Annotated in this window: 18 protein-coding genes; 6 read left to right on the forward strand and 12 right to left on the reverse strand. The window is 64.5% G+C overall.

Annotated features, from left to right (window positions below; all coding sequences use genetic code 11):
- The first annotated feature begins 3 nt into the window (after positions 1-3).
- Positions 4-1,206 carry a site-2 protease family protein gene (locus NMQ09_RS11260; RefSeq protein WP_255190677.1) on the forward strand — a complete coding sequence of 401 codons (1,203 nt, stop codon included), beginning with the start codon at positions 4-6 and terminating at the stop codon, positions 1,204-1,206.
- A 60-nt stretch (positions 1,207-1,266) separates the two neighbouring features.
- Positions 1,267-1,443 (forward strand): hypothetical protein, encoded by a 177-nt coding sequence (locus tag NMQ09_RS11265; protein WP_255190678.1) that lies wholly within the window; start codon positions 1,267-1,269, stop codon positions 1,441-1,443.
- A 91-nt stretch (positions 1,444-1,534) separates the two neighbouring features.
- Here the strand turns inward: NMQ09_RS11265 and NMQ09_RS11270 are convergent, their stop codons facing one another.
- Complete coding sequence (locus NMQ09_RS11270; RefSeq protein ID WP_255190679.1) at positions 1,535-2,482, reverse strand: transcription initiation factor IIB; 948 nt, start codon at positions 2,480-2,482, stop codon at positions 1,535-1,537.
- A gap of 779 nt (positions 2,483-3,261) precedes the next feature.
- On the opposite strand from NMQ09_RS11270, the gene NMQ09_RS11275 reads away from it, so the two are divergent.
- Positions 3,262-3,858 carry a DUF7344 domain-containing protein gene (locus NMQ09_RS11275; RefSeq protein WP_255190680.1) on the forward strand — a complete coding sequence of 199 codons (597 nt, stop codon included), beginning with the start codon at positions 3,262-3,264 and terminating at the stop codon, positions 3,856-3,858.
- A 214-nt stretch (positions 3,859-4,072) separates the two neighbouring features.
- Here NMQ09_RS11275 and NMQ09_RS11280 read toward each other — a convergent pair whose 3' ends face one another.
- The 5 genes from NMQ09_RS11280 to NMQ09_RS11300 all read right to left on the reverse strand — a co-directional run bounded on the left by NMQ09_RS11280 (position 4,073) and on the right by NMQ09_RS11300 (position 12,140).
- Positions 4,073-5,899, reverse strand: a complete 1,827-nt coding sequence (locus NMQ09_RS11280; protein ID WP_255190681.1) for a hypothetical protein — start codon at positions 5,897-5,899, stop codon at positions 4,073-4,075.
- A gap of 699 nt (positions 5,900-6,598) precedes the next feature.
- Positions 6,599-7,561: a hypothetical protein gene (locus tag NMQ09_RS11285; RefSeq protein WP_255190682.1), complete on the reverse strand. Its 963-nt coding sequence runs from the start codon at positions 7,559-7,561 to the stop codon at positions 6,599-6,601.
- A gap of 256 nt (positions 7,562-7,817) precedes the next feature.
- Positions 7,818-9,032, reverse strand: a complete 1,215-nt coding sequence (locus NMQ09_RS11290) for a GNAT family N-acetyltransferase (protein WP_255190683.1) — start codon at positions 9,030-9,032, stop codon at positions 7,818-7,820.
- Between the two features lie 11 nt (positions 9,033-9,043).
- Positions 9,044-10,267 carry a succinyl-CoA:mesaconate CoA-transferase gene (gene mct / locus NMQ09_RS11295; protein WP_255190684.1) on the reverse strand — a complete coding sequence of 408 codons (1,224 nt, stop codon included), beginning with the start codon at positions 10,265-10,267 and terminating at the stop codon, positions 9,044-9,046.
- An 85-nt stretch (positions 10,268-10,352) separates the two neighbouring features.
- Entirely contained in the window at positions 10,353-12,140 is a 1,788-nt protein-coding gene (locus NMQ09_RS11300) for a hypothetical protein (RefSeq protein WP_255190685.1), read from the reverse strand.
- Positions 12,141-12,705: 565 nt separating this feature from the next.
- On the opposite strand from NMQ09_RS11300, the gene NMQ09_RS11305 reads away from it, so the two are divergent.
- Positions 12,706-12,867, forward strand: a complete 162-nt coding sequence (locus tag NMQ09_RS11305; RefSeq protein ID WP_255190686.1) for a DUF7838 family putative zinc beta-ribbon protein — start codon at positions 12,706-12,708, stop codon at positions 12,865-12,867.
- Between the two features lie 231 nt (positions 12,868-13,098).
- On the opposite strand, the gene NMQ09_RS11310 is transcribed toward NMQ09_RS11305, so the two are convergent.
- From NMQ09_RS11310 to NMQ09_RS11335, 6 genes are all read right to left on the reverse strand, one after another.
- Complete coding sequence (locus NMQ09_RS11310; protein WP_255190687.1) at positions 13,099-13,341, reverse strand: hypothetical protein; 243 nt, start codon at positions 13,339-13,341, stop codon at positions 13,099-13,101.
- A 259-nt stretch (positions 13,342-13,600) separates the two neighbouring features.
- A complete protein-coding gene (gene gcvPB / locus NMQ09_RS11315) occupies positions 13,601-15,079 on the reverse strand; it encodes an aminomethyl-transferring glycine dehydrogenase subunit GcvPB (RefSeq protein ID WP_255190688.1) in 1,479 nt (492 codons plus the stop codon).
- On the reverse strand, positions 15,076-16,413 hold the full coding sequence (gene gcvPA, locus NMQ09_RS11320; protein WP_255190689.1) for an aminomethyl-transferring glycine dehydrogenase subunit GcvPA: 1,338 nt from the start codon (positions 16,411-16,413) through the stop codon (positions 15,076-15,078). The genes gcvPB and gcvPA overlap by 4 nt, the downstream gene beginning before the upstream one ends.
- Before the next feature lie 174 nt (positions 16,414-16,587).
- Positions 16,588-17,925: a hydroxymethylglutaryl-CoA synthase gene (gene hmgB / locus NMQ09_RS11325; protein WP_255190690.1), complete on the reverse strand. Its 1,338-nt coding sequence runs from the start codon at positions 17,923-17,925 to the stop codon at positions 16,588-16,590.
- A gap of 208 nt (positions 17,926-18,133) precedes the next feature.
- Positions 18,134-18,712: a DUF2150 family protein gene (locus NMQ09_RS11330; RefSeq protein ID WP_255190691.1), complete on the reverse strand. Its 579-nt coding sequence runs from the start codon at positions 18,710-18,712 to the stop codon at positions 18,134-18,136.
- A gap of 137 nt (positions 18,713-18,849) precedes the next feature.
- Complete coding sequence (locus NMQ09_RS11335) at positions 18,850-19,695, reverse strand: TatD family hydrolase (protein ID WP_255190692.1); 846 nt, start codon at positions 19,693-19,695, stop codon at positions 18,850-18,852.
- A 285-nt stretch (positions 19,696-19,980) separates the two neighbouring features.
- On the opposite strand from NMQ09_RS11335, the gene NMQ09_RS11340 reads away from it, so the two are divergent.
- Together NMQ09_RS11340 and ribB are read left to right on the forward strand one after the other, a co-directional pair.
- Positions 19,981-21,369, forward strand: coding sequence for an FAD-binding oxidoreductase (locus tag NMQ09_RS11340; RefSeq protein ID WP_255190693.1), 1,389 nt, complete (start codon positions 19,981-19,983; stop codon positions 21,367-21,369).
- Positions 21,366-22,097 (forward strand): 3,4-dihydroxy-2-butanone-4-phosphate synthase, encoded by a 732-nt coding sequence (ribB, locus tag NMQ09_RS11345; protein WP_255190694.1) that lies wholly within the window; start codon positions 21,366-21,368, stop codon positions 22,095-22,097. Before NMQ09_RS11340 ends, ribB begins: the two co-directional genes overlap by 4 nt.
- The last annotated feature ends 257 nt before the right edge of the window (positions 22,098-22,354 follow it).

Raw genomic sequence — 22,354 nt, forward strand, 5'->3', positions numbered from 1 at the left:
GGTATGTTCAGAAGTTACCGGATCGGCTCGATCCTCGGGATTCCGATCAAGCTGGACGTCACGTTCCTCTTGATCTTGCCGGTGTTCGCGTGGGTCATCGCGGTGCAGTTCGTCGAGCTGGCGGAGATTCTCAATCTCGTCATCGGCGCCGGCATCGACCCCGACGCGTTCGCCGGCACCGAGTGGATCTGGGTGCTCGGGCTCGCGGCGGCCATCGGGCTGTTCGTGAGCGTCCTGTTGCACGAACTGGGCCACTCGGTGGCGGCGATGCGATACGACGTCCCAATCGAGTCGATCACTCTCTGGCTGCTCGGCGGGGTCGCCTCGTTCACCGAGATGCCCAAAGACTGGCGCCACGAGTTCGTGATCGCGATCGCCGGACCCGTCGTCAGCGTCGCGATCGGCGTCGGCTCCTACCTCCTCCTGTTCGCCGTGCCGCCGGCGTTCGGCGGTATTCGCTTCGTCGTCGCCTACCTCGCGGTGATGAACGTCTTCCTCGCGGCGTTCAACATGCTGCCGGCGTTTCCCCTCGACGGCGGACGCGTCCTTCGGTCGCTGCTCGCCCGGAACCGTCCCTACGCGGCCGCGACCCAGCAGGCGGCCCGCGTCGGCCAGCTGTTCGCCATCGCCCTCGGCCTCTTCGGCCTGCTCGCGCTCAACTTCGTCCTGATCGCGATCGCCTTCTTCGTCTACATCGCCGCCGCCGGTGAGGCACGCCAGACCGCCCTCGAGGCCGCCGTCGGCGACCTCCTGGTCGCAGACGTGATGATCCCGTCGAACGAACTGGTGACCGCTCGTCCCGAAGAGACGGTGAGCGACTTACTCGAGCGGATGTTTCGCGAACGCCACTCCGGCTTCCCGGTGGTCGAGGACGGACACGTCGTCGGAATCGTCACCCTCGAGGACGTCCAGGACGTCGCGTCCGTCGAGCGCGAGGCGATGCTGGTCCGGGACGTGATGCGAACCGACCCGGAGACGCTCGACGTCGACGACGAGCTCGTCCCCGCGATGATCACGCTCCAGCGAAGCGGCGCCGACCGGGTGCTCGTCATGGACGAAGCCGGCGGTGCCGTCGGGATGGTGACGCGCTCTGACCTCGCGCGGGCGCTGAGCATCGGCATGGTCCGAGGGCCCCGAGAGCCGGACGAGCGCGACCAGCCGCTCGAGGAGGTCTCGATGACCGACTCGACGCCCCATCGCTGGTAACTGGTACGACTCGGTGACAGCGAGCCAATCACTATGCTCCTGGGCGTCGTACGATCGGACATGTTTCGCGCGATCCTCCCGGAAGGACAGATCCACTGCGATCGGTACGACCACGCCGACGACGGGGTAGAACTCTACGATTCCGACGATCGGTTCATCGCGTTCGTCCCCTACAGCAACCTCCACGCGCTGCTCAACGAGGACGTCTACGCCGAAGACGAACGGTCGATAATGTGAGACGGATTGCTGTCCCGAGGTGCTGGCGCGGTCGGAGACGGTTCGCGAGTGCGCCGTAACTGACGACAGTGGTTCGTACGAGGCCGATCGATCAGGCCGGCTGGTCGATCGCCTCGAGCTGCTCGCGATAGCGGTTTCTGACGGTGACGACGGTCGTCTGGGCGGTGTCGGCGACCGCTCGCTGGGGGACGGTCTCGTCACAGAGGAGGCCAGCGGCGTAGATCGCTGCGGCCGCGTAGCCGGTCGGCGACTTGCCGGAGTGGAGCCCGGCTTCGGTCGTCTCGTCGATGATCTCGATCGCTTTCGTCTCGACGTCCTTGCTCACGTCGAGTTCCGAACAGAAGCGCGGGACGAACTGGCGCGGATTTGTCGGCTCTAAATTGATGTCGAGTTCGTCCGCGATGTAGCGGTAGGTGCGCCCGATCTCGCGCTGGTCGACGCGAGCGACGGCGGTGACTTCCTCGAGGCTGCGGGGGATGCCCTCCTTTCGGCAGGCGGTGTAGAGCGCGCTCGTAGCGACGCCCTCGATCGATCGGCCGCGGATGAGATCACGGTCGAGCGCCTGGCGGTAGATGACGCTCGCCGTCTCTTTGACCGGGCGGGGAACGCCGAGGGCGCTGACCATGCGATCGATCTCCGAGAGCGCGTACTTCAGATTTCGCTCGCCGGCGTTCTTGGTTCGAATGCGTTCTTGCCAGACGCGCAGTCGGTGGAGCTGACCGTGTTTGTCGGCGGACATCGAGTGGCCGTTCGCGTCGCGGTTTCGCCAGTCGATGGTCGTCGTTAGCCCGCGGTCGTGCATCGACTGGGTGAGTGGTGCGCCGACGCGCGAGAGTTCCTGGTGCTCGCGTGCGTTGAACGCTCGCCACTCCGGGCCGTAATCGATCGGATCTTCGCTGAGAACGAGTCCACACTCTCGACAGACCCGCTCACCGCGATCGGGGTCGTGAACGATCGTGTCGGTCTCGCAGTCGGGACACCGGCCGGTCTCACTCGTCTCTGATTCGTCTCTGGTACGGTTGGTGATCGACTGCGTCATCAGTGACGTAAGCGAGCGGCCCACCCACTGTAAGGGGTTCACATGGTTTCGATAGAAAGGGAGTCTTACGCCGATCCGTCGGGGGCTGAAGCGGCGCGCGACGAACGGCCGATTCTGTGTCGTTCGACCGCTGTTCCGCTCGGTCGACGACTGGCTGCTCCACTGACGACCCGTCGAGTCGGCCCAGTACACCGATCCTGCCAGCTTCGACTACCCCACTCTCCCGTCACTGGCGGAGTGGCATAACCCGTCAACATTGGTGTGGCGGCTACCGGGGTAAATGCCGTCGTTCGGTCTGTAAACGTTGCTTGGTCGGACAAACCGTCACCTATGTTTATGTCGTCTCCGTCGAACGTACCGCATCCGACAACGTATCCCGTACCCCCGGTCGACCCACCACACACACCACGCTCGTCCAGTATGTCTCGTCCACGTCCATCACGTACGGCTTCGGTACGCAGCCGAAAGCGTGCGGTACCGGGACGCTTCGAGTCATCGCCCACTCGAGCCGATTTGCGGGCGAGGGAGCCGACGCGAGGGGTGGTCCGTGGCGAGGAGTGGCACCGAGGAAGTCACACCGTACGGTGTTCGCAGCCGTTGCGAAAAGTGACCGTATTTAATAGTTTCTACGTTGGCCTCGAAAGTGGTGTGTCAATCGTGATTGCGAGCGACCGTTCGAACCGACATCGATCGCCGTCGTGGGGAGAGAAACCCGAGCGAGCGAGCCACCGGACGGTGGCTACGCACGTAACGACTCTTTACGACGAGGCACTTCACTAATGTCATCGATGGATACCTCGTTACCAGAAGAGATTACGTCAGTCACCGACGATGGTGACGATGGACGGCTCTCCAAGGACGTAATCTTCGAGCTTCTGAAGAACCGTAGACGGCGGGAAGTACTCACTTACTTGCTCGAGACCGACGGCACAGTGACGCTCGGTGAACTCGCCGAACAGATCGCCGCCTGGGAGAACGACACGACGGTCAACGCGCTGAGTTCCGACCAGCGAAAGCGGGTGTACGTCGCCCTCTACCAGACCCACCTGCCCAAGATGGACGACGCTGGCATCATCGAGTACGACCAGGATCGCGGGTTGATCGAGCTCTCTGACAACGCCGATCTGCTGATGATGTACCTCGACACCGACACCCATCAGACGGATCGGTGGGACCGCTGGTACGCAGTCGTGAGCGTCGTCGGTGCTGCCGTCGTCACGGCTGCGTACCTCGGGGTGCCACCGCTGACGATCGTTCCGACGAGCGCCGTCGCCGGCGTCGTCGTCGGTGCGTTTCTCGCGCTCTCGCTCGCACACGTGTTCGTCAACCATCGCCGCCAGCAGGCGGTCGACGGAAAGTTATCGCGGATCGAGTGACGTCGACGCGTCGAGAAGGGTTTTTTAGGATCGACTACGTAGCGATAGACGGCTCCCGACGACCGTCTCCAGTATCGGAGCAGTTCGCGTGCCAGCAAACCTGTTCCCGGCGCGGGAGCCATCTTCTACCGAGACCACACGCGAGAGCCGACGCGTTCGACACAGGGTTCATCGAATCGATCGGCTATGCCGGAGCACGGTCCGACGTCGACCGCTACTGATCTCGAGCGTTGTACTGGATGTACACGTTCGCATCGCCGAGCACCGTGCAGTCGGTGAGTTCGCCGTCGAACCAGTACGCCTCGAGCCAGTCCGAGACGATTCCACGAATAGCCCGCCCCTCGATGACGTTTTCGTCGACCGACGGATCGTCGAAGTTCGGTCTGGCGACGCGACCATCGACGCGGAACGAGTACGTGCTCGGCCCCGACGCCTCGGTGCCGTCGATGACGAGCGCGTGTGGCAGCAACTCCTCGCCGTACTCGTCGGGGTCGATCTCCTCGCCGTCGACCGTCACGCGCACCTCGCCGGTGATCGTGAGGCTCGCGATCACGCCGGAGAAGCGAAACGCCTGGCTCCCCTCGGTGATCGAACTCTCGACGGTGGTCCCGGAGACGATCGTCACCTCGTCAGTGGATTCTCCCTCGCCAGCGTACGCGATCTCGCCGTCGACCGTCACCTCGAAACTCGCGGCCTCACCCTGACCTTCGACCTCGAGGACGTGTGGCAACTCCTCGCCGTACTCGTCGGGGTCGATCGCCTCGTCGTCGAGGTACACCGTCGCCGGTCCGTCGACGGTGAGTTCCTCGAGGTCGCCGTTGAAGTAGAACGCGTCCTTCCAGTTCGCGACGACGCCGGAGGCGTGGCCGTCCTCGACGACGACGCCGTCGTCGATCGTCGCTCCCTGGTAGTTCGACGGGCTGACGTCGCCGTCGACGACGAACTCGTAGCGGGTGACGGCTTCGTCGTTGCCGTCGAAGAGGAGGACGTGCTCGAACTCGTCCTCGTCGTCCGCTTCGGGTTCGGGTTCGACAGTTCCACTGGACGAGCCAGAGCCGGTACTCGCCGCGCCGCTCGCAGCTTCTTCAGGGCTCTCGGGGCAGCCCTCGGGGACGAAGTGGCGGGCGTCGTTGCCGTTGCCGCCGCCGTCACGGAGACTGAGGTTGTTGGAGTTGTGCTGGATCGTCCCCCGCGTCTGGACGTTCTCCATGTAGACGTCCACCGACCGTGAGCGAGACGCCGCTCCGAGGACGGCCGCGTAGGGGTAGGGGCCGGCGATGAAGTGACAGTCGACGACTTCGACTTCGTCGTTGTGCCGATTCGTCGGCCAGACCCACAGCGGCCGGCCGTTCCGGCCCGAACTCGTATTCACCGCGACGCAGTTCTCGACCCGCCCGCGGGCGAGCCGGAAGCTCGAGACCCAGTTGTCCCGCGCGTAGCAGTTTTTGATGTGGACCGAGCCGAGCCGACCGTTGCCGTTCGAACCCGGTGCGGAGGCGTAGAACGCGTTGTCGTTGGCGTCGTAGACGTAGACGCCGTCGATCTCGAGGTGTCCCGAGTGGTCGGGAGCGACCCAGATACCGTGGGATGGGTAGCGCTGCTGGCGCGGCGCGTCGGTGCCGTCGCCCATGTAGACGTTCTCGATCGTACTCTCGCCGTCGCCGGTGTCGGCAACGCCGAAGATCGGTCCGTCGAGGCTGTGTCGCCCGCGGAAGCCGATGTTTCGGATCGTCCAGTTGGTCCCGCGTGCGGTGATCGCGACGCCGGCGCCGTTCGCGGAGACGTCGAACAGGACGTTTTCGAACGTTTCGCCGGAGTTCACGCGGACGACGCGCCGTTCACCAGGATCGAGTTCGATCACGTCGTACTCCGCCGCTGTCGCAGTGGCTGCAACTGCCGTGCCAGTACTCACGGCGGCCGCCGCACCGGCCAGCTTCAGATACGATCGCCGATGTAAGAATCCGTCCGTACTCCCATCACCGGTCGAATCGTCCGCGGATCCGACGACTTCATCCTCCAGTACCGAAGGTTCGCGTGCCATGCACTCGAGTAACTTCTGGATACTCGCATAAAGATTTCCCTTCCCGGATCAGTTAAATTTACAGACTGTAAATAGTTACTTATTTGTTGTTCACGGAACCATTACTGTATCTTCACGAATTTATCTACTGCATCACAGCGCAGTCTATCGATTCAATCGTGTTTTACCAACTTTGACTCGGACACTGGCGTACTTAGTGATGTCCGGGTGCTGTGACTGTCGTCAGTAATACTATATTACCTATCGTTCGAGTAACAGTACTGAACGGGTGGCCGTCGACCAGCGGGAGACGTCTCGAGGTGTCGATACGATCGTGTTGCTACCGCCGGTTCGGCGTAACGCCGCGCGACTCACGGTGAACGCGAGAACGTCGCGACAGACCGCCGGCACTGACGCCGGATCGCCCGCAGGAATACGGTGGCAGCAAATCTCCATAACGGGTGGAACGACGGGATGACTCGGAGAGCGAGGAGGCGATCGCGAGAACCCACAATCGTCAGTTCGCGGACGCGGACGTCAGTACGAAATCGAAGTCGAGTCGTCAGCGGGCGCTGTGTGAAGTGGGAGTCGGGCGCCAGCAGGAAGTCGAAGCGTCGACGGATGAAAGAGAGGGCCGAATCGTCAGCGGATGAAGGGTCAGGTCGTCAGCGGTTGAAGGGCCGAATCGTCAGCGGAGTCGCGGGCGAGAGCCGTGGGTGATCAGTCGGCTCCGCCTGCGGCTTCCTCGGGGCTCTCGGGGCAGCCCTCGGGGACGAAGTGGCGGGCGTCGTTGCCGTTGTCGCCACCGTCGCGGAGGGTGAGGTCGTTGGAGTTCTCGTGGATCGTCCCGTCGGTCTGGACGTTCTCCATGTAGACGTCGACGGGTCGGCCCGGGGAGTCGGCGCCGAGCACCGCCGCGTAGTCGTACGGACCGGCGATGAAGTGACAGTCGACGACTTCGACTTCGTCGTCGTGGCGACCGGTCGGCCAGACCCACAGCGGCCGGCCGTTCCGGCCGGAGTCCGTGTTGACGGCGACGCAGTTCTCGACCCGCCCGCGGGCGAGCCGGAAGCTCGAGACCCAGTTGTCCCGCGCGTAGCAGTTTTTGATGTGGACCGAGCCGAGCTGGCCGTTGCCGTTCGAGCCCGGTGCGGAGGCGTAGAACGCGTTGTCGTTGGCGTCGTAGACGTAGACGCCGTCGATCTCGAGGTGCCCCGAGTGGTGGGGGGTTACCCAGATGCCGTGGGATGGGTAACGCTGCTGGCGCGGCGCGTCGGTGCCGTCGCCCATGTAAACGTTCTCGATCGTACTCTCGCCGTCGCCGGTGTCGGCGACGCCGAAGATCGGTCCGTCGAGGCTGTGTCGCCCGCGGAAGCCGATGTTGCGAATCGTCCAGTCGCTGCCGTCTGCGATGATGGTCACGCCGGCACCGTCTGCGGAGACGTCGATGAGCTTGTTCTCGAACGTTTCGCCGTCGCTGACGTTGATCGTTCGAGCCTCGCCGGACGAGAGCGTGATCGTCTCGTAGTCGTCGTCGGCCGCTGCCGAGCCGACCATCGCGGCTCCGGTCGTCGCCGCGGCGACCGCTGCGAGCGAGCGGACGTACGAGCGACGGGTTACCTCGGTGTTACGGAGGGAGTTCGAGTCGATCGCGGTCTCGTTAGCGCGGGGTTTCTGCGCCATGCATTCGAGTAACCCGGTGTTTTCCTCATAAACTTTTCCTTGCTGGTATGGGTTAAATTTACAGAGATTGTATTTAACATCTCCTATCGTGGCAGGTTCATTGAGAAAGCGTACACGAACGAACTACTCTCGTCGAATCCAGATCGTCCGGTTCACGTGGATACAAAGCGGTCGTTGTAAGGAGTAGTTCAGTATTACCGCCGGACAGCGACGCGACGGCGGCTGACCGAGGCACGAAACAGAGCCGACCTGGGTGTTATAACGTGTCCTGTTCGGCGAACGTAACGGTCCAATTCGTCGGATCGGTGATCGCACGTCCGGCGACGGTCCACTCGTGACCGCCGTCGTCGGCGATCGGGTACGCCACCTGCGTCGTCGGCACCGTCAGCGCCGAGAGGGGAAGCGAGTCGTCGGCGTGGAAACCGAACCGACGAAGGAGCGATGGCGGGATCGCCCGTCCGCTCGCGGCGACGAGGTCCGCGTCGCGCCGATCGGCGAGCACCCGTTTCAAGATCGCGATCAGCCCTGCCTCTCGATCCGGGGCTGACTCGAGCGGCACGACGTCGGTGAGACACACCTGATCCGTTCCATCCCGGTCACGCGTCCCCACGACGACGCCGGCGATCGCGTCGCCGTGTCGACGGGCGACGTACGATTCGTACTCCCACTGGGGGTTCCGGAAGCGCCACTGGTAGAACGTCTCGTCGCGGTGAGCGTGGAACGTCGACGGGACTGCCCGTTCGTACAGCTCGACGAACGGCTCGACGGGAACGTCGTCGTACCAGTCGACGGTGAGCGCTTCAGACAAAATAGTTAGATCACGCGCGCGAAGGTACCCACGTGCGAGAGGACGGGCCATCCTCGCGAACCGCGAGAGCCGCCCATCGTCGACCAGGGCATCGGGCCGCTGGACGCGGTAGAACGTCGGCACTTCCTCGACGACCTGCCAGCCGTGCTTGAGACTTCCCGAGAGCGTCGCCGGGTTGGGGAAGTTGAAAAAGAGCGACGGATCGCGATCCCGGTAGTGGGTTTTCAGCAACTCGGTCGTCCGAGAGTAGAGTCCTCGGCGCCGGTGATCGGGGTGGACCATCACGTCTGCCGGCTGATAGCCACGGACAGTTTGGTTCCCGGCACGCAACTCGAGGGCGAAACACGGCTTCGTGCCGACGACCCTGTCGTCTGTGACTGCGACGGTCATCGGGACGTGGTCGGTGTAGGGATTCTCCTCGTACTTCCAGCGGAACCAGCCGTCGTCGCGCTCGCCGAGGACGAGGTCGTAGAGCTCGAGGAAATCCTCCCGGTCGTCCGGCTCGTACGGGCGGATCTCGTATGGATCGGCTCTCGTTTCGGCGTTCTGTTCACGGTCTCGCTCGCCGGACTCAGCGGCGTCGTGGGTGTCGCCGTCTCGTGTCCGGGCTCGTCGCTCGGCCGTCGCGTCACCGCCGTTGGACTGTGTGTGATCGGTGGCCATACGTATCACCGTCAGTCGTCGTTCGAACCACCGTCTGAGAGCCCGACGTGAGACGAGCGCCCGTCCATTCTTATCCGCTCGATCGGATCCTCCGGGTCGTCGAGCAGTTCGTCGCGGTGCTCGTCGAGCAACGGCGCACGACCGTTCGGCCGGGGTGGGGTCTTGGTCATCTTGATCGGCGTCCCGGCGATCGTCACCGTCTCCTCACCGTTGGCGAGGGGTGCTTCGACGAGCATCTCCCGACAGCGGATGTGTTCGCTCTCGTAAATGTCCTCGATCGTCTGCACGGGACCACAGGGAACGGCGGGACTCAGCGTGTCGGTCACGTCGTCGACCGTCCGTTCGGCGACCCAGGCGGTGATCTCGGCGTGAAGCTCGTCGCGGCTCTCGAGGCGGTCCTGTGCGCTCGGATATTCGACGATCCACCCGGGTCTGTCCATCGCCTCACAGAGCGCGTGCCAGTGACGGTCACCGAGGGCGGCGATGACGACGTAGCCATCGGTCGCTTCGTAGGCGTTGTACGGATAGAGTGTCGGGTGGGAGTTCCCCTGGCGCTTGGGCACCTCACCAGTGTAGGAGTACTGGTAGACGGTTCGCTCGGCGAGGCTGACCATCGCGTCGTACATCGCCGTGTCGACGTACTGGCCGACGCCGGTTCGTTCGCGGTAGTGCAACGCGGCAAGAATGTTAACCGCGTGTAAGGTTCCCGTAAAGATGTCGCCGACCCCGAAGCCGACTTTCGTTGGTGGGCTGTCTTCCTGGCCGGTGAGGTGCATGACGCCGCCGAGCGCCTGGGCGACGAGGTCGAACGCTGGCTCGTGTTGCTTCGGGCTCGGACCGGTCCGTGGATCGCCGAAGCCACGCATCGACGCGTAGACGAGCTGCGGATTGATCGCGGCGAGGCGTTCGTACTCGAGGTCGAACTTCTCCATCGTTCCGACGCGGTAGTTCTCTACGACGACGTCAGCTTCCTCGACGAGCGAGAGGAAGTCGGCGCGATCGGCTTCGTCGGTGAAGTCGAGCTCGAGGCTGCGTTTACCCCGGTTAACGCTCTGGAAGTAGCCGCCGAAGCTGTCGTCGTCCTGGTGGAACGGTGGGGTGTCGCGGACGAAGTCACCACCCGGTGGCTCGATCTTGACGACGTCTGCACCGAGGTCGGCGAGCAACATCGTACAGTACGGTCCGCCGAGGACGCGCGTCAGATCCAGCACGCGGAGGTCGTCGAGGGCAGGCATGAGTTCGTATCAGTTTTCACAGTGGTTTCGGCCATTGTTATGCGTCTACTTCGCCGTGTAAGGCAGTCCATCATTGACGTCACTCTCACCCCTCGGACGAGACGGCGTACATCCGAAACTCGTCGTTCGAGATGACCTTGTTCGCGTTCGGGTCGGACTCGACCCCGGCGAGGGCGGACTCGCTGTGGTGGAGTCCGCGATAGATCTCGAACTCACGCGTCTCGTCGAACGCGCTGACCGTGAAGTAGTAGTCCTCTCCGCCGTACGCACCGCCGTAGTTGCCGGCCTCGAACTCGGTGACGTTGACGACGCCGTCGCCAGCGCCGTAGTAGTTGCCCCGTTCGGTCCCTTCGGTGCCGTGAATCGCGTCGCCGTACCGGTTGACGCCGAAGCCGAAGCCGGCGTACAGCCGATCGTCACCGTGGGTGAGCGCCGACTCGTAGCCGCTCATCTGCTGGTCGGTGACGTGCTGTGTGGGATTGTAGATAAACGGCGAGGAGAAGATCGTCAATGCGGCGAGCACCAGACAGGCCCCGAGGAGGACGGCAGCGAGGGTGCTCGCGCCGGGCGTGGTGATCCCCCTCGAGAGCCAGCCGAAGAAGTGAGCGAGCGCGACTCCCGAAAGGACCGTGAGAACCACGAAGATGAACCCGACCTGCCTGAACGCCATCGTTCCCGTCCCGAAGAAGTAGACCAGAAACATCGCTCCCAGCGGGAACAGCGCGATCCCGAAGTAGGTGACGAACGACTTCGTCTCGCGATCGACTCGAGTCAATCCGAGCCACGTCGCGAGGACGAACAGCCCGACGACGAGGCCGACGAGCGCACTCACGAGGAACATCTTCGCGAACAGCTCGCTCAGGCTCCCGCCGATCTCGGCGAGCGAGGCCCCGCGCTGGTCGACCTCGCCACCACCGCCGATCTCCTGGGTGAGCAGTCCGTAGATCAGCCCGCTCCCTGCCCGACGGAACCGTTCGTTGCTGAGCGACCAGACGACGAAGAAGCCGCCGAGAACGGCCGTGTGAGCGTACACCGTCGGATGCTCGAGCATCGGATGGTCCTCGAGTCGGCGGCGGGCGACGTACTGAACGAACGCCACTGCCGCGAGAACGATGACGACGTTGACCATCTGCTGTGGGTGGACGAACAGGAGCCCGACACCGGTGAGCACCAACAGGGCACCAAACGGCGAGACGCCGAGGGGCAACACCTCGGCCCCGCCGCGTCGTCTGGCGTACGCGACCAGCGCGAAGAGGACGACGGGAACGAAAAACAGCGCGTTCGAGTTCGTGTGCGCGCCCATGTGCGTCGCGACGTTGTTGATCGGGAGGACGAACCACGAGACGATCGCCGCGAACCCGACGGCGGCTGCGCTCCCGCTCAGGTCGCGTACCACCAGCGGCACGAAGATGACGAACGGAACGAAGACGAAGACGATCGTAAAGAGTACGGCCCGCTCGAGCGACACCCCGCCGACGAGGTGGAAGACAGTCGCGATGCTGTGGACGCCGGGATAGAAGAGCTGGTGGGGGAGCATGTCCCCGTCGACGAAGTCGCGCACCCAGCCGAGATGCGTCAACGCGTCGCCCATCCCGATGAACCGATAGTTTCGAATCACGGGAATGCTCACGATCGTCGTGACAGCCGTCCCACCGAGCGCGATCCCGAACGCCTGATCGCGTCCCCGGTGGAGAAGCGTGACTGGAATCGCGATGGCAAAGGCGACTGCGAGCCCGATCCACGTTCCCGTCGGCGTTCCGGCGTAGATCGAGGCCTCGTAGCCGACCGGTGGTGAACGATGGGCCACGACGATCGCCCCCGCGATGGCGAGAAAGCCGATCGCGAGGAGGACGTTCAGGGCAGCCCGTCTCATACTGGCCCGTCGGCGCTACCCACCCGATCCGATGAACTATCGACTCTCATGTACTGATCGAGATGATCGTCTACGGGTGGAATTTGTTATTCTCTACGTATACCTCGAGAAGGCAGCGTCTACGGCTGCCCTGGCGCTACTCGGATCAGAACGCCATCGAGCCCCGATGTTCTCCCATCGGGCCCCACGCTTCCCTCGAGCCTCGACGTTCCCCAAGTCCCGTCCCCACTCGAGTGGGAGACCTGCCCTTACAGCCGCCCACTCCGGGGTGAACGCGAGCAACTCGCTATCCCGTGCCTACTGGCCAGTTCGTCGCCCACTTCGGCCCGATTTCTCGTGCGGCCCAGCGCCAGCAGCCGATGACGGTATCGAGGCCGTTCCAGCGGTGCGTTCGCGGTCACCCGCTCGAGGGGAGTTCGTTCGGCGACACCCCGGTACGCTGCCTCTCGCCACCAGCCCAATTGATATATCGATATTGGGTGTATATGATCGGGCTCCGACGACATCCGTCTCACCCATCCGCCAAAATCAGTACGTTAAACACGACCCACAACCGACTACGCCCATGGCTCTCGAACTCGAGCGAACCTGCCCGGAGTGTGGCTCCGAGACGTTCTACCGCGCTGCGAGTACGACGGTTCACCTCGGCGAGAAAGTGAAGTGGCACTGCACCGACTGCGAGTACGGCTTCGTCCAGATCGACGGCATCGATTCGAGCACGGCCTGATACCGGCTGTTGTGACTGGGTGCCGACACAGCCGTAAGACGGTTCGTGGTTGCATCGGTACCGGCTCACAACAGTCGGGATGAACGGACGACTCGTGACCCGATCGCCGCCGACGGCGTTCTTTCCGGTTGCTCCCACCCGATTCTGACCCGCTACCTGTCGGTGTGATCGAGCAACGCGTCCGGCTCGAGCCGGTGCCGGTGAGATCCCCTGAAGAGTGGCAGGCGAGAATCAGTCCGCTTTCCACGGCGTCTCGATCGGCTCGCTCGAGTCCCTGGCTTGCCGGACGACGACCCGCGACGGCGCCGACTCGAGGTCGACGGTCAGGTCGTACCCCCTCGTCGTTTCTGCGTCGTCACACCCCCACCACCTCGCCAGCCGGCCAATATCCTGTTCGGTTCCGATCGAGACGGCGAGCACGTCGTCGGTGATGGACTCGAGGACGTCCCTGCACGCTTTCGAGCCGACGACCACGTGGCCGGTGATCGCGACGTGGCGGGGGCTCGGACGTGACGTCGCTCACCGCTCGCCGTCCGTTGTGACTGACGATCCGGGATCTGGCGTTACCCTCGTCCGAGTCACGAAACTCGACGTCGACGCCGGCGATTGGCACGTCGCCATACACGACATAATGGTTTACAGACAGACGATCACTCCGGCCGATACGCGCGTGGGCAAGGTCGAGATCGCGAACGGAACTGGATCGTCGTTCGTGGGGTTGAGAAGGCCCAGATTATGGCGTACGCGACGAATCCGTCGCCGTCTCCTCTTCGAGCGCGTGCCAGGACAGCCGAGGGTTTCGCGCGGCGCTCGTCTGGTCGATGCGCCGGGCCGACGTCCGGCTGGGTGCGGCCTCGAGCGTCTCGTCGTCCTCGTCGACGACGGCGTTGAACGCCGCGGCGAGCTGGTCGAGCGTCTCCCTGCTTTCGACCTCCGTCGGCTCGGTCATCAGCGCCTCGGGGACGATCTCGGGCCACTTGGTCGTCGGCGGGTGGACGCCGTAATCGAGCATGCGCTTGGCGACGTCGGCGGCGTCCTGGTCGCCCGCGCTGGCGACGAACTCGTGGTGGAACGGGCCGTAGGGAACGTCGTACTCGATCTGGCTCGCGAGGTAGTTCGCGTTGAGGACGGCCTTCGCGCTGGCATCGGTGAGCCCCTCGTCTCCGAGCCGGGCGATGTAGGCGAACGTCTTCACGAGCACGAGCCAGTTACCCTGGAAGCCGTGGACGTGACCGATAGTATGTTCGGGCTCGAACAGCTCGTAGGCGTTCTCGCTGTCGTCTCCGGTCTCGCGGACGCGGGGTGACGGCAGGAACGGCTCGAGTTCCTCGGCGACGCCGACCGGGCCGGCCCCGGGACCGCCCCCGCCGTGAGGCGTCGCGAACGTCTTGTGGACGTTGTAGTGCATCACGTCGAAGCCCATGTCGCCTGGACGAGCGCGCCCGAGCAGCGCGTTCAGGTTCGCGCCGTCGTAATAGAGCAGCCCGCCGACGTCGTGAACCATCTCGGCGATTTCGATGATGTCCCGCTCGAACAGCCCGAGCGTGTTGGGGTTCGTGAGCATCAGCGCGGCGGTGTTAGAAGAGAGGGCAGCCTCGAGCGCCTCGAGGTCGACGCGGCCCTCGTCGTCGCTCGGCATCGAGACGACGTCGTAACCGGCCAGCGCTGCGGTCGCGAAGTTCGTTCCGTGGGCGCTCTCGGGGATGATCACCTCGTCGCGGTGGCCCTCGCCGTTGTGTTCGTGGTAGGCCGCCGCGACGCGGACGCCGACGAACTCGCCCGCCGCACCGGCCGGTGGCTGGAGCGTCACGGCGTCCATGCCGCCGATCCGGCCGAGGTAGTCCTGCAGCCGATACATGAGCTCGAGCGTTCCCTGGATCGACGCCGCCGAGCGATCCGGGTGGACGGCCGCCGAGGGGAGGGCCGCGACGTCCTCGGTGAACTTGGGGTTGTACTTCATCGTACACGATCCGAGCGGGTACGGACCGCTGTCGATACCGTACACCATCTGCGAGAGCCGGGTGTAGTGGCGCGCGAGCTCCGGCTCGGAGAGTTCGGGCAGCTCGAGAGCGTCGCGCGTGAGCTCGTCCGGGAGCGGCGAGTCGTCGCCGTCGATCTCGACGCGCGTTCGGTCCTTCTCCGAGAGCAACGGTTCGTACTGGCCGTCGTTCGTCCACCGCGCCTGGTCGTACCTGGTGCCTTCTCGCGTCATGGTGCCACCTCCTCGAAGACCTCCACGAACTCGTCCAGCGTCGCATCTGAGACGCCCGCGATGCAGAGTTGAATCTCGTGCTCGCCGACGACGTGCACCGCGAAGCCGCGTTCCTCGAGGTCGTCCGCGACCGCCTGCGCGGGCTGGTCGACGTGGGCGACGAACTCCCGGAAGTGCCGACGGTCGTGGACGGGTGCCTTGACGCCGACGATCTCGTCGACCCGTCGTGCAAGCTCCTCTGCGCGTGTGACGTCGCGCTTCGCGAGGTCGACGAGTCCCGACGCGCCGAGACAGGCGACGTGCATCGCCGTTCGGAGGGCGACCCACGCCTGGTTCGTGCAGATGTTGCTCGTCGCGCGCTCACGGCGGATGTGCTGTTCGCGCGTTTGCAGGGTAAGCGTGAACGCCCGCCGGTCGGTCGCGTCCTCGCTCACGCCGACGAGGCGGCCGGGAACCTGTCGGAGGTACGCCTCGCGGGTGGCGAAGAGGCCGAGCCCCATCCCGTAGCTCGTCGGCAGCCCGAGCACGCTCGCGTCACCGACGACGACGTCCGCGCCGACGTCGGCGGGCCGCTGGAGCAGCGACAGCGCGACGGGGTCGGAGCCGAGGACGAACAGCGCGTCGGCGTCGTCGGCGAGCTCACCGATCGCCGCGAGGTTCTCCTCGATCGTGCCGCGAACGGTCGGGTTCTCGGCGTAGACCATCACGACGTCCTCGTCGACCCGGTCGGTCAGCGCGTCGACGTCGACCGCCGCGTCCTCGGTCGGATACTCCTCGACGACGAGCTCCGTACCGGCGACGTAGTTCTCGAGCGTGCTCCGTCGCCCCTCGAGTAAGAGGTCGGGGACGAGCACGCGGTGGCCGCTCGTGTGCCGGAGACGGTCGGCGAGCGTCGCCGCCTCGCCCAGCGCCGTCGCCGCGTCGTACATCGAGCAGTTGGCGATCTCGAGTCCCGTGAGTTCGACGAGCATCGACTGGTACTCGAACAGCGCCTGGAGGAAGCCCTGAGACACTTCGGGCTGGTACTGCGTGTAGGAGGTCAGATACTCCGAACGGTCCGCCAGGTGGTCGACCAGCGAGGGGACGTAGTAGCCGTAGTGCCCCCTACCGAGCAGCTCCGTGAGGTCGTCGTTGCTCTCGAGGATCGATTCGACCAGCGCACGCGCCTCGCGCTCGGTTCGCGCTTCGATGCCGAACTCGTCGTCGAATCGTACCGCTGTGGGGATGTCGAAGAGGTCGTCCACCGAGTCGGCGCCGAGTTCCTCGAGCATCGCCGCGGTTTCGTCGTCCGTGTGGGGAGCGTACGGACTCCCCGTCGTCCGTGATCCGTGCATGGTAGTAGTGAGGTTTCTGTCCCGGAGGGTACGCGATCGCCGCCGCCCGTGATCGGCCGTGCGTTTCGTTCCGAGACACGCTGTTCGCTACTTGTGAGTAAAAGGTTATGAACGCACCCCTTTTGGAGTCGATTCTCCTGGATGGACCGATTCGGGGGGTTCGAAACTGAACGATTAGTCGACGAATCGGTACTTGCGTTCGCCCATCGGCCCCCAGCCGTCGAAGACGAACTCCGCTTCGGGCGTCGTTCGCGGCTCGATGTCGACGTCCATATCGTGGTTGTGAGCGTCGTGGATCTCCTCGTAATCCGCCCAGGTGAGTTCGTACCGCGAGGCGAGCTGCTCGTCGATATTCAGGGCTGCAATCTCTTCGCGCCAGCCGTCCTGGATCGTCTCGGCGTGGATCTCAGCCTGTGCACCGCTGCCGTAGGAGCCGACGAGCACCCGCTCGCCGGCCAGCTCGAGCTCGTTCTCGAGGCCGTGTTTCAGCGCGCTCACGCGGGCGAGGTGGACCGACCCGGTGTACCAGTTGCCGACCTCCCGGGAGAGCGTGAGCGTCGGATCGATCGTCGAGCCGTACCAGTCGGCGTACCGGTCGGTGCCCTTGAGTGCGCTCATGTACTCCCGGAGCGCGTCGTGGTAGGCCGCTTCGTCGTCGAAGGCCTCCTCGCGGGGCTGGCGACCGATCTCCGCCGCCAGGTCGTCCTCGATGGCGGTATCGCGCGTGATGTGACGATAGCCGAGCATGCCAGCTTTCCGGACCATCCCCGGGAACGGCGTGTGGAACGGGATGAACGCGATGTCGTCGGGGTGGACGTCGCCAGCGACGCTCTCGTAGTCCTCGAGCGCCTCGCGCATCCGCGCGAGGTAGACCTGTACCGAGCGCTTGCCGTCGACGCTCGGGAACTGCTGGTTCGGTTTGAGAAAGTCAGTCTCGTCGGCCGAACCGTAGCCCTGCTCGGTCGAGAGTTCGACCAGCGACGGGTTTTCGGTGATGTACATCGCGACCGCGCCCGCACCCTGCGTCGCCTCCCCGGCGTCGCCGCGGGCGTACAGCGCCGTGTCCGTCGCGATCACGAGCGCCCCGCGACCACGATTGCGTCCCGCACGGATCCAGTTGCACGCGTCGTCGAGGCTCTGGGTGCCCGCGATACACGCGAACTTGCGCTCGCCTTTGTTCGCGTGGTGGAAGTCGCCGTCGAACACGCCCTCGAGACAGCCTGCGACGTACGTCGAAACCGGTTTCGAGTTGTCGAAGGCGCTCTCGGTCGCGACGTCGATTCGGCCGATATCCTTGGGCTCTAGGCCCTTTCGGTCCATCAGTCGATAGGCGGCGTTCGCGCCCATCGTGACGATGTCCTCGTAACTGTCGGGAAACGAACTGGCGTTCAGACCCAGTCCCTTCGTGTACTTCTCGGGATCCTCGCCCTTCTGTGGGGCGAACGTTCCCGGAAGATCGAGTTTGAGATTGCCGGTCCAGACCTCGATCGCATCGATTCCGACAGCTGTCATAGCTGCTAGGTGAGGCCGCTGATACAAGATATTGTCGTTCGACAGTTCGACGAACGTCGAAATACCTTCCGCCACCAGTCAAGCGGACGTCACGTCACCGTGACGGTGTGCAGCAGACAGTCGGTGTCACACGCTTCGGGATCGATCTTCGTACTCGTCCCTATCGGGCGGTTAGTGCGCTCGACGACGAGTCCGAAAAACCCCCGTTCTACTCGTCCTCTTCGACGACCTCCGGGTCGCTCATCGCGCTCTGGAGGCTGTCGAGGCCGTTGATCCACTCCGTGACGAGTCCGTACTCGAGCTCTTCGACCACCGCGATGTCGAGCTCCTCGCCGTCGATGATCCGCGTGCCTGCCTGGGCGGCGTAGCCGAGGGCGGCGTCTAAGTCCTCTTCGGCTTCGGCGTCGACTGCCGCGCCGAGATAGTCGGTCACGCTCCCTTCCTCGGCGGAGCCACCGACGACGTACTCCTCTGCGGCGAAGAAGACGCAAACGAGACTCGTCTGGACACCGTCGACGAGCAGCCGTTTCTCCTCGTCGTCGATGTCGACTTCCGAGAGGACGATCTCCCGAACCTCGGCGAGCTCCTCGAGCGCGCCGTCCTGGTCGAGCTCCCCGTCGTCGTAGGCGGCGACGATCTTCGCGATCGCGATCGCGGTGTCGTCCTGTAAATTCAACAGCAGCCGCGCCGAAGACTCGTCCTCTGGATCGATCTCCTCGTCCTTGATGCGGTCGATCCAGTTCTGCCAGCGTTCCTCCGAGTAGTACTCGGTGGGGGGATTGCTCATACTGCAACCTACACCGGCCGCTTGAAATGCCTTTCTCTACCTGTGCGAAACGGAAAACGTCGGCCGAAATCGATGCCGTTAAGGCCGTCTGCGTACCGTTCGCGTCTCGACCGCTTGCGGCGGGGCTTTTCTCGCGGCTACTCGAGTGTCGCCTCGGTGTCGATCCCGTAGGCAAGTGCCGGCGTCTCGACGTGGGCGTTGTGGACGGCCCCGGCGTACCCTTCCTCGAGCAGCCACGAGACGCGCTTCGGGACGGTCTTCGGTCCCAGCACTGCCCCCGGGCGGTCGGGGTCGTCGATGAAGTCCGTCTCCATGAGGAACGGTGCGCCGCGTTCGGCCGCCACCCTGAGCTCGTCCTCCCGGCTCGTCACGCTCGGAATTGGCCCCTCGAGCGTTCCGCGAGCGAAGTGCTTGATCACCCGGTGGGCGGGCAGTCCGGCCGCCTCGGCCCACTCGGCCACCTCGCTCATGTCCTCGGTGTCCTCGGCGTGGAGCTGCACGGCACAGTCGCGCTCGGCCGCCAGTTCGAACGCCCGGCGCATGACGGCGTTCGAGGCCTCCCAGACGTCGTCGGGGGCGTCCCAGTGGGGTCGTCCGGACTTCAGCCCCAGCACGTCCTCGCGATCGGCGTACTCGGCGGCGACGTCGATTCCCCCTCGCATGATCTCGCTCGCCTCCTGCGGATTGTAGCCGTGCCCCCCGATCAGCTGTGAGATACAGCCGGGGTGAACGCCCAGGCACGCCCAGGCGCGTCCCTCGAGCAGCTCGGTCGCCTCCGCGACGATCTCGAGCGTTCGTTCGAAAACGGGACGGAAGTCCTCACCCGCGTCGGCCTCGACGCCGAGATGCCAGGAGGGCTTGTTGATCACGATCAGGTGCGTCCCTCCCGCGCGGGCGAAGTCTTCGACGGCCTCGAGCCCGCGGCCGTGGTCGGGATCGATGTGGATGTGGTTGTCGAGCACCGGGCTCTCGAACTCGCTCATGACTCGAGGTGCGGGCGCGAGCGGTGAAAACGCACCGACTTTCAACTGAAACCGATCTGGAGCCTGAGCGCACCTCGTCCGTGCGGGCTCCACATGGTGGACAGCCCTCCGGTTGCAACTGCTGGTAGTTTTGCAACGGCTGCGTCAACAGCGCCCACTGCCGAATCGGCAGCAGGTAGCTACCTCATGTCTGTGGTAGTAGCTAACATTGCGCTTGGTGACGACGGTTCACACGTATTGCCGAGCTATACCCGTTCTCCAAACGAGAGAAGGAGGACTGAAACCATGGCAACAGCACCTACAGACGTTGACGCGGAGATAGAACTGTTCGAGGGGGCGCTTCGAGGCAACCTCCTCCACGCCGGCGACCCCGAATTCGACGACGCGCGCGCCGTCTACAACGCGATGATCGATTCGCACCCGCGGCTGATCGCCCGGTGTGCAAACGTCGCGGACGTGATCGAAGCCGTAACGTTCGGGTGCGAACACAGTCTCGAGACGGCGATCTGCAGCGGTGGTCACAACGGTGCCGGTCTGGGAACCGTCGACGACGGCCTGGTCATCGACCTGTCGCCCATGACCGGCATCCGCGTCGATCCCGAGGCGAAGACCGTCCACGTCGAACCCGGCTGCACCTGGGGTGACGTCGATCACGCCACGCACGCCTTCGGCCTGGCGACGGTCAGCGGGGTCATCTCGACGACCGGCGTCGGCGGGCTGACCCTCGGCGGCGGGCACGGCTATCTGAGCCGCAAACACGGGCTCACCATCGACAACCTGGTGAGCGCCGACGTCGTCCTGGCTAATGGACAGCTCGTCCACGCGAGCGCGGACGAGAATCCGGACCTGTTCTGGGCCCTGCGCGGCGGCGGCGGGAACTTCGGCGTCGTCACCTCGTTCGAGTTTCAGTTACACCCGGTCGAGACGGTCGTCGCCGGACCGCTGTTCTGGCCGATCGACGAACTCGAGACCACGATGCGCTGGTACCGCGAGTGGCTGCCGGAAGCACCCGAGGACGTCTACGCGTTCTACGCGATCCACGAAATCCCGGGTGATCCGTTCCCCGAGGATATCCACGGCGAGAAGGTCTGCGGGCTGCTGTGGTGCTGTCTGGGATCGGAAGCCGAGGCCGACGACGTGATCCAATCGGCTCGAGACGTCGCCGACCCGCTGTTCGAACACGTCGAGCCGATGCCGTATCCGGCCCTCCAGAGCCTGTTCGACGACCTGTACCCGTCGGACGAACAGTGGTACTGGAAGGGCGATTTCGTCCGCGAACTGTCCGACGAGGCCATCGCCGAACACGAGCGCTTCGCCGAGGTTCCGACGGCCAAATCGACGATGCACCTCTACCCCATCGACGGCGCCGCCCAGCGCGTGGATGCGGACGAAACCGCCTGGGCGCATCGTGACGCGACCTGGTCGATGGTCATCGCCGGCGTGGACCCCGATCCCGCCAACGAGGACCTGATCACGAGCTGGGCCGAGGACTACTGGGAGGCAGTCCACCCCCACACGGCCGGCGGCTCGTACGTCAACTTCATGATGGAAGAAGGCGAGGACCGTATCCGTGCCACCTACGCCGATAACTACGAACGACTGCGGAAAATCAAAGCGAAGTACGACCCGGATAACTTCTTCCACGTGAACCAGAACATCGAACCCGAACCATGAAGCGCCTCGAACACGGTACCGACCCACCGCTCTCGGAACGATCACGACCGCTCCCAGCCGTGTTCGAGAACGACCACGGACCGTCGGTCCCCGTTGACGACGTGATTGCGGCCTTTCGAGCGGGTAGTCCGGTGTTGATTCACGACGCCTCGGACCGGGAGGGCGAGACGGATCTCGTCTATCCGGCACGAGCCGTCACGCCCGCCATCGTCACCCGGCTGCGCAACGACGCCGGCGGCCTCATCTGCGTGGCCGTCGCTGACCGCGTGGCCCGACACTGGAGACTGCCGTTCCTCCACGAGACGCTCGACCACCCCGCGACGGCGAATCACGACCTCGAGTACGACGAGCGCTCGTCGTTCTCGCTCACGGTGAACCACCGTGACACCCACACGGGCGTCACCGACGAAGACCGTGCGCGCACCATCGCCACCATCGGGACAGCCGCCGCAGCCCCGGAGACGCTCGAGTTCGCCAAAACGTTCCGAACACCCGGCCACGTCCACCTGCTGCGTGCAGCCCCCGACCTGCTGGCCGACCGGCAGGGACACACGGAACTCGGAGTGGCGCTGGCGGTGGCGGCGGAGCTGCCGCCGGCTGTGGTCGTCTGTGAGATGCTCGACGACGAGACGGGACGGGCACGCTCGCCAGCCTCCGCGAAGACGTACGCGGACCAGAACGGTGTCCACTACGTGGAGGGGGCACGTCTCGTCGACCGGTTCGGATGATCGGTCGCCGTGGCGAGCAGCAACGATCTACGCGCCCAAAACGCACAGGTCAGTATCGTAGTACTGATTAGGCAACGTATGACCTTCTACGACCGGGACGGCGAACTCGAATCGCTAGAAACAGCGTACACGTCGCCCGGTCACGCCTGCTAGCTCGAAAAGTGGATTCGTCAACGACCTCGCCGACGACCTCACCGACGACTGGGTACTGCTTGACCTTGACGCCCTCGAACAGATTTTCACGTGGCGAATCGCTG

It is taken from the genome of Natronobeatus ordinarius (genome assembly GCF_024362485.1).
GTDB classification, from domain to species: domain Archaea; phylum Halobacteriota; class Halobacteria; order Halobacteriales; family Natrialbaceae; genus Natronobeatus; species Natronobeatus ordinarius.

Coding starts and splice junctions, on each gene's coding strand:
- NMQ09_RS11260 (WP_255190677.1), top strand. CDS start 4: ATGTTCAGAAGTTACCGGATCGGCTCGATCCTCGGGATTCCGATCAAG.
- NMQ09_RS11265 (WP_255190678.1), top strand. CDS start 1,267: ATGTTTCGCGCGATCCTCCCGGAAGGACAGATCCACTGCGATCGGTAC.
- NMQ09_RS11270 (WP_255190679.1), bottom strand. CDS start 2,482: ATGACGCAGTCGATCACCAACCGTACCAGAGACGAATCAGAGACGAGT.
- NMQ09_RS11275 (WP_255190680.1), top strand. CDS start 3,262: ATGTCATCGATGGATACCTCGTTACCAGAAGAGATTACGTCAGTCACC.
- NMQ09_RS11280 (WP_255190681.1), bottom strand. CDS start 5,899: ATGGCACGCGAACCTTCGGTACTGGAGGATGAAGTCGTCGGATCCGCG.
- NMQ09_RS11285 (WP_255190682.1), bottom strand. CDS start 7,561: ATGGCGCAGAAACCCCGCGCTAACGAGACCGCGATCGACTCGAACTCC.
- NMQ09_RS11290 (WP_255190683.1), bottom strand. CDS start 9,032: ATGGCCACCGATCACACACAGTCCAACGGCGGTGACGCGACGGCCGAG.
- mct (WP_255190684.1), bottom strand. CDS start 10,267: ATGCCTGCCCTCGACGACCTCCGCGTGCTGGATCTGACGCGCGTCCTC.
- NMQ09_RS11300 (WP_255190685.1), bottom strand. CDS start 12,140: ATGAGACGGGCTGCCCTGAACGTCCTCCTCGCGATCGGCTTTCTCGCC.
- NMQ09_RS11305 (WP_255190686.1), top strand. CDS start 12,706: ATGGCTCTCGAACTCGAGCGAACCTGCCCGGAGTGTGGCTCCGAGACG.
- gcvPB (WP_255190688.1), bottom strand. CDS start 15,079: ATGACGCGAGAAGGCACCAGGTACGACCAGGCGCGGTGGACGAACGAC.
- gcvPA (WP_255190689.1), bottom strand. CDS start 16,413: ATGCACGGATCACGGACGACGGGGAGTCCGTACGCTCCCCACACGGAC.
- hmgB (WP_255190690.1), bottom strand. CDS start 17,925: ATGACAGCTGTCGGAATCGATGCGATCGAGGTCTGGACCGGCAATCTC.
- NMQ09_RS11330 (WP_255190691.1), bottom strand. CDS start 18,712: ATGAGCAATCCCCCCACCGAGTACTACTCGGAGGAACGCTGGCAGAAC.
- NMQ09_RS11335 (WP_255190692.1), bottom strand. CDS start 19,695: ATGAGCGAGTTCGAGAGCCCGGTGCTCGACAACCACATCCACATCGAT.
- NMQ09_RS11340 (WP_255190693.1), top strand. CDS start 19,981: ATGGCAACAGCACCTACAGACGTTGACGCGGAGATAGAACTGTTCGAG.
- ribB (WP_255190694.1), top strand. CDS start 21,366: ATGAAGCGCCTCGAACACGGTACCGACCCACCGCTCTCGGAACGATCA.